This window comes from Stenotrophomonas maltophilia, from assembly GCF_013464485.1.
Taxonomy (GTDB): Bacteria; Pseudomonadota; Gammaproteobacteria; order Xanthomonadales; family Xanthomonadaceae; genus Stenotrophomonas; species Stenotrophomonas maltophilia_AW.
Genome location: NZ_RAUX01000001.1, coordinates 244,686 through 250,833, shown reverse-complemented (window position 1 = coordinate 250,833; position 6,148 = coordinate 244,686). Strand labels below are relative to the sequence as shown.

Genomic DNA, 6,148 nt, shown 5'->3' with positions numbered 1-6,148 from the left:
GGCCAGCGGCCGGCACTACCGGGCGGCATCCATCCGGTCGCGCCCAACCCCCCTCGCGTCCTTCTGGTAGTGCCGGCCGCTGGCCGGCMACCCCAGACATCCTCGATCAACGCCACAACACCTCGCGTAACGCCGCGTAATCGGCGGCCAACGGCTCCGCATGCGCTGGCCGCTGCAACAGTGCATCCAATGCCGGTGGCACGGCCACGGGTTCACCGATCAACGGTTCCACCACCGCCTCGAACTTGGCCGGATGTGCGGTGGCCACCACCGCCCAGTCGCCCTTGGCACCGCGTGCACGCAGGTCCTGCAGCACCTTCACCGCCGTCGCCGTGTGCGGACAGAACAGCTCACCATGGCTGGCATGCGCTGCCGCAATCGTCGCGCGGATGGTCACGTCATCCACCGCGAACGCACGGAACGCAGCACGCAGTTCCGCGTCGTCGCCGTGGTAGAGCCAGCGCAGTCGCTCGAAGTTGCTCGGCGCACCCACGTCCATTGCATTGGCCACCGTCGCCACACTCGCCTGCGGCTGGTAGTCGCCGCCATTGAAGTACGCCGGCAGCACCGCATTGGCATTGGTGGCCAGCACGATCTGACCGATCGGCACGCCCAGCGCGCGCGCCAGCACGGCCGCCATCGCATTGCCCAGGTTGCCGGTCGGCACCACCAGATTGAGCCGGCGACGATGCGCCGCGTAGTGGCTCAACGCCGCATGCGCGTAATAGCTCATCTGCGGTAGCAGTCGGCCCAGGCTGATGCTGTTGGCCGAGCTCAACGGCACCTGCGCCTGCAGTTCGCGGTCAGCCAGTGCCTGCTTGACCATCGCCTGGCAATCGTCGAACGCACCCGCCACACGCAGGGCCTGGATGTTGTCGCCGAAACAACCGAGCTGATGCGCCTGGCGCGGAGATACGCGGCCATCCGGATACAGCACCACCACGCGCACGCCGGGCTGGCGATGGAAGGCCGCCGCAACGGCGGCACCGGTATCGCCGGAGGTGGCGACGACGATCGTCAGATCGCGGTCCTTGCCGGCCTGCAGCCGCGACAGCGTACCGGCCAGAAAGCGCGCGCCGATGTCCTTGAACGCCGCCGTCGGCCCATGGAACAGCTCCAGCACATGGTCACCGTCGCCCAGCGGGCGCAGCGGTACCGGAAAGTCGAACGCCTCGCGGCAGATCGATGGCAGTGCAGACTCCAGCGCGTCGCCAGCAAAGAACGGCATCAGCAGATCGGCGGCGGTATCGGCCAGGGTTGCCCCGGCCTGTAGCTCGCGTGGCGCCGGCAGCATCTGCGGAACGTACAGCCCACCATCAGGCGCCAATCCGGCGGCGATCGCCGCGCTGAGGCCAACGGCCGGAGACTGGCCGCGGGTCGAAACAAATTGCATGGGTTCGGTATCCAGTAAAGGGGAAGGATTCAGCACAAGCGAGCTCCCGGTGCATCCAGCGGCGACACCCAGGCGTCACTGTCGAAACCTGCGGCTGCAAATGCGGCCTGCACCGGTGTGGCGGCGGTACGCGCCTGGTCGGCATCCTCGAACCAGGCGAACACGCTGGGACCGGCACCGGAAATCCCCGCGCCCATTGCATTGGCCGACAGCGCCGCATCACGTGCGGCTTCGAAGCCGGCAATCAATCCGGCCCGGCGCGGCTCCACCAGCACGTCGCGCAGTCCCGCGCGCACCAGTGCGGCATCGCTGCTATGGCAACCACTGAGCACCAGTGCGAGGTTCGCGCTCTGCGCCACGAACTCGCCCAGCGCATAGCTGCCCTGCAGGGCCTGTCGTGCGCGGCGTGTTTCCAGCACCGCATGCGGATGCACCAGCAGGCTGTGCCAGGTAGCCGGCACCGGGATCGGCAGCAGGCGATCGGCCGTGCACAGCGCGAGGCCGCCCAGCAGCAACGGACCCACGTTGTCACCGTGGCGGCCACCACTGGCTACTGCTTCGCCATCCAGCGCAAACGGGTAAAGCGCCTCGCGCGACAGCGGCGCATCCAGCAGTGCGTTGGCGGCCACCAGCGCCGCCACGCACGATGCCGCCGATCCGCCCATGCCCGAGCCGAACGGAATGCCCTTGTCGATCTCGATGGCGAAACCGAAGTCCAGTCCAAGCCCTGCGCGCAGCGACATCAGCGCAGCTCCGGCGGTATTGCCGGCCGCTTCCAACGGCAGCTCGACCGCACTGCCACGGATCGCCTCGATGCGTACCATCGGCTCATCGATGCGGCGCACGCTCACCGTATCGCCGACCCCGGCAATGGCGTGGCCGAGGATGTCGAAGCCCACCGCAACGTTGGCCACCGACGCAGGCGCGAAGGCACGTGCGATCACAGCCGCGCTCCTTCACCGGCAGCCACCCGCAGCAGGTCGGCGAACACACCGGCCGCAGTGACTTCGGGACCAGCGCCCGGCCCCTGCACCACCAGCGGGTTGTCGCAGTAACGGCGGGTGCGGAACTGCACCACGTTGTCGGTCAGTCGCAGGTTGGCGAAGGCGTGATCGGCCGGCAACTCCTGCAGGCCGACTGAAGCACCATCGGCGCCCAGCCGCGCCACATAGCGCAGCACGGCACCGCGCGCCCGTGCATCGTGCAGCCGCTGCAGCAGGCTGGCATCGGACTCGCCCAGACGCGCCATGAAGTCATCCACGCCGCCCTCGCGCAGCAGTGCCGGCACCAGGCTTTCCACCTGCACCTGCTCCAGACTGAGCGCATGGCCGGCCTCGCGCGCCAGGATCACCAGCTTGCGTGCCACGTCCACGCCGGACAGGTCATCACGCGGGTCCGGCTCGGTGTAGCCCATCGAACGCGCCTGCGCGACCAGCGAAGAGAACGGCTGGCTGCCGTCGAAGCGGTTGAACAGCCAGGCCAGCGTGCCGGAGAAGATGCCCTCGATCGCAAGCACTTCGTCACCGGTATCGACCAGATCACGCAGCGTGGTGATCACCGGCAGGCCCGCACCCACCGTGGCCTCGTAGCGGAAGCGCGCACCACTGGTCGCCGCAGCGGCGCGGATGCGCTGGTAGCGCTGCAGCGGCCCGGCACCGGCCTGTTTGTTCGGGGTGACCACATGGATGCCGGCCGCCAACCAATCCTCATAGCGCTCGGCCACCTCGGCGCTGCCACTGCAATCGATCACCACCGCATGCGGCAGGTGCGCGGCCAGCAGGTGTTCGGTGAAACGATCCAGGTCGCTGGACTCCCCCGCTTCCTGCAGTGCCTCCCGCCAATCGACGTGCAGGCCGTCCACTTCCAGCCGCATGCGCGAGCGCGAGGCCAGCGCACGCAGGCGCAGGTCGACATTGGCCTTGTCCAGCAGCTGCGGGCGCGCCGCCAGCAGCTGGTCCAGCAGTGCCGCGCCGACATTGCCCGGCCCGATCACACCCACCGCGAAGGTCTGCGGCGACAGCCAGAAGCCGGCATGTGCGGCACGCAATGCGCGGGTGGCATCGGCACTGTCCACCGCCACCGAAATATTGCGCTCCGACGACCCCTGCGCAATCGCCAGGATGTTCACCTGGGCACGACCCAGCGCCTCGAACAGGCGCGCCGCCACACCGGGCTGGCCGGCCATGCCATCGCCGACCGCGGCCAGTACGCTGACGCCCTCGCTGACCTGCACGCGCTGCACCTGGCCCACCGACAGCTCGTGCGCGAACGCATGCAACAGTGCCTCGCGACCGCGCGCGGCCTCGGCCACCCGCACCACGCAGCAGATCGAATGCTCCGACGAACCCTGCGAGATCATCACCACCGACACCTGTGCCTGGCGCAGGGCCGCGAACACGCGCTCGGCCGTACCGGGCACACCGATCAGGCCAGTGCCTTCCAGGTTCAGCAGCGCCAGCCCGGGGCTCAGGGTCAGGCCCTTCACCGGCCCGCGCGGCGAGCGCTCGGCCGAGATGCGCGTACCGGGATGCGCCGGCTGGAAGGTATTGCGGATGAAGATCGGCAAACCCAGGCGGATCGCCGGCGACATCGTCTGCGGATGCACCACCTTGGCGCCGAAGTAGGCCAGCTCGCAGGCTTCGTCGTAACTCAGCGATTCCAGCTGCACCGCCTCGGGCACCAGCCGCGGGTCGGCCGACAGCACGCCGTCGACATCGGTCCAGATGTGCAGCTCATCGGCGTTGAACAGCGCGGCGAAGATCGCACCGGAATAGTCGCTGCCGTTTCGGCCGAGGGTGGTGATGCGGTCGTGGCGGTCACGGGCAACGAAGCCAGTGGCGACCAGGCGCGACTGCGGATGCTGCAGGCGCCATTTGGCCAGGCGGTCAGCGCTGGCTTCCCAGTCGACATCCACGCCGAGTTCGCCGTGCCCGACCACCAGCACGTCGCGCGCGTCGAGTACCGCGCAGTCTTCGCCCAGCGCGCGCAGATGCGTGCCTAGCAACTGTGCGGAAAACACTTCGCCCAGGCCCTGCACACGATCGAGCACCTCGCGGGGCAGCTCGCCGATCACCGCCAGCGCGGCCAGCACTTCGGCGAGCTGATCGAAGCGTGCATCGATCCAGTCCACGGTATCACCCACCTGCTCGCCGAGCAGCGCCACGGCTGCGCCACGATGGCGTGCGCGCAGCACGTGCCAGGCCTCTCGCCAGCCTTCATCGCCGTTGGCCGCCAACTGCGCCAGCTCGATCAAGGCGTCGGTGACGCCCTTCATCGCCGAGACGACAGTGACCTGCAGCGATTCCGGGCGGGCCAGCAGCAGGCTGGCGACATGGCGGTAGCGTTCGGCGTCGGCCACCGACGTGCCGCCGAACTTGTGCACGACGATGGACGGCGCGGCCAGATCGGCCGGGGCAACGGGTTGGGCGGGGGCGTGGGAAGACATGCAGACCTCGGCAGGAGGCCCCGTCGCATGCAGGTGTCGAGTCTCCCCGCCACCTGGATGGTGCGGGGCCGTGGTTTTCGGGAGTTACACGAAGACGACGGGCCGCACCAGGCGAGTGGTGACGGTGGTGGTAATGGTGGTGGTGGCGACCGGCGCAGTCGAACGGCCCGCAGTGGCGGGGGCGATCAGGCTGGCGTGGGCGGCATCAAGGACCATGGCGTACAGAAAACACTGCGCGCCGGGCGGCTGTCAAGTGCTGCGATGCAAAAATTCGCTGCGGCGATCATCGGCCAACGTGCCGACATTTGGTTGCATCTGAGACCAATCGGGCATCAGCGCGCTTGATGTCCGCATTCATCCGGCATGTTCGGCGATTGCCCGCGGTGTGCGATGGGCATGGGCGCACAGCATCACGCCGGCCACCAGGAACACGATTGCCAGCGCCTCCAGCAGCGTCGGCCAACGCTGCTGCCAGGCGAAGGCGTACAACAACGCGAACAGGGTCTCGAACACGATCATCTGGCCGGTCAGGGTAAGCGGCAACAAACGGCTGGCGCGGTTCCAGAATGCATTGCCGAGGATCGAGGCCACTACTGCCACACCGGCACTGATCGCCCAGAACCCACCCCACTGCGCCACCGTATGGCTGCCGGTGTGCCCGATGAAGGCCATCGGCACCAGCAGCAGCGCCAGACCACCCGTGGTGACGCCAGTCAGCAGTGACCAGTCGTGGCTGGACAGATCCGGCCGGCGCGCCAGCCAGCGGCTGTTGCCGATCGAGTACAGCGCCCACGAGAACAGCGCACCGAACGCGCACAACAGGCCGATCAGGCGCTGCCTCCACGGTGTTGCCAGATGCTCGGACATCAGTGCTTCCCAGCCAACCAGGGCAACGCCGAGCACGCACAGGCCAAGTGCCGGCAGCAGCTGCTTCAAAGGCACTGCACCCTGTTCGCGCACGCCGACCAGGGTGACCACCACCGGAATCAGGCCGACAATCAGGGAAGCCGCCGCGCCACCTGCCCACTGCACCGCCGTGGCCAGCAACAGGAAATACACGAGGTTGCCGGCCAGGCTCAGCCACAGCAGGCCGATCCATTCGGTGCGGCCCAGCCGCGGCGCCAGCCGCTTCCAGCGCGGCAGCAACAGGGCTACGGCAATCAGGCCATAGACCAGGTAGCGACCGGCGGACAATTGCAGGGCGTTGAACGACTGCAGCACGGCGGGCGCGAGAAATACCACGCCCCACAGTGCGCCGGCGGCAACGCCATTGGCGATGCCCAGGGCCATCGGGTTGTTGCGCATTCGGG

General features: G+C 68.2%; 5 protein-coding genes. 1 reads left to right on the top strand and 4 read right to left on the bottom strand.

Annotation, left to right across the window (positions count from 1 at the left end):
* Positions 1–106 precede the first annotated feature (106 nt).
* The 3 genes from thrC to thrA are packed head-to-tail and all read right to left on the bottom strand — an operon-like array spanning position 107 to position 4,838.
* Positions 107–1,393 (bottom strand): threonine synthase, encoded by a 1,287-nt coding sequence (gene thrC / locus D7Y61_RS01120; RefSeq protein ID WP_180864619.1) that lies wholly within the window; start codon positions 1,391–1,393, stop codon positions 107–109.
* 29 nt (positions 1,394–1,422) lie between these two features.
* Positions 1,423–2,337: a homoserine kinase gene (locus D7Y61_RS01115; RefSeq protein WP_180864618.1), complete on the bottom strand. Its 915-nt coding sequence runs from the start codon at positions 2,335–2,337 to the stop codon at positions 1,423–1,425.
* The gene (thrA, locus tag D7Y61_RS01110; RefSeq protein ID WP_180864617.1) at positions 2,334–4,838 is read right to left on the bottom strand and encodes a bifunctional aspartate kinase/homoserine dehydrogenase I; all 2,505 of its coding nucleotides are present in this window, start codon (positions 4,836–4,838) and stop codon (positions 2,334–2,336) included. The genes D7Y61_RS01115 and thrA overlap by 4 nt, the downstream gene beginning before the upstream one ends.
* A 27-nt stretch (positions 4,839–4,865) precedes the next feature.
* On the opposite strand from thrA, the gene D7Y61_RS01105 reads away from it, so the two are divergent.
* On the top strand, positions 4,866–5,183 hold the full coding sequence (locus tag D7Y61_RS01105; RefSeq protein ID WP_180864616.1) for a hypothetical protein: 318 nt from the start codon (positions 4,866–4,868) through the stop codon (positions 5,181–5,183).
* Between the two features lie 9 nt (positions 5,184–5,192).
* Here the strand turns inward: D7Y61_RS01105 and D7Y61_RS01100 are convergent, their stop codons facing one another.
* Entirely contained in the window at positions 5,193–6,143 is a 951-nt protein-coding gene (locus D7Y61_RS01100) for a DMT family transporter (RefSeq protein WP_180864615.1), read from the bottom strand.
* Positions 6,144–6,148 lie beyond the last annotated feature (5 nt).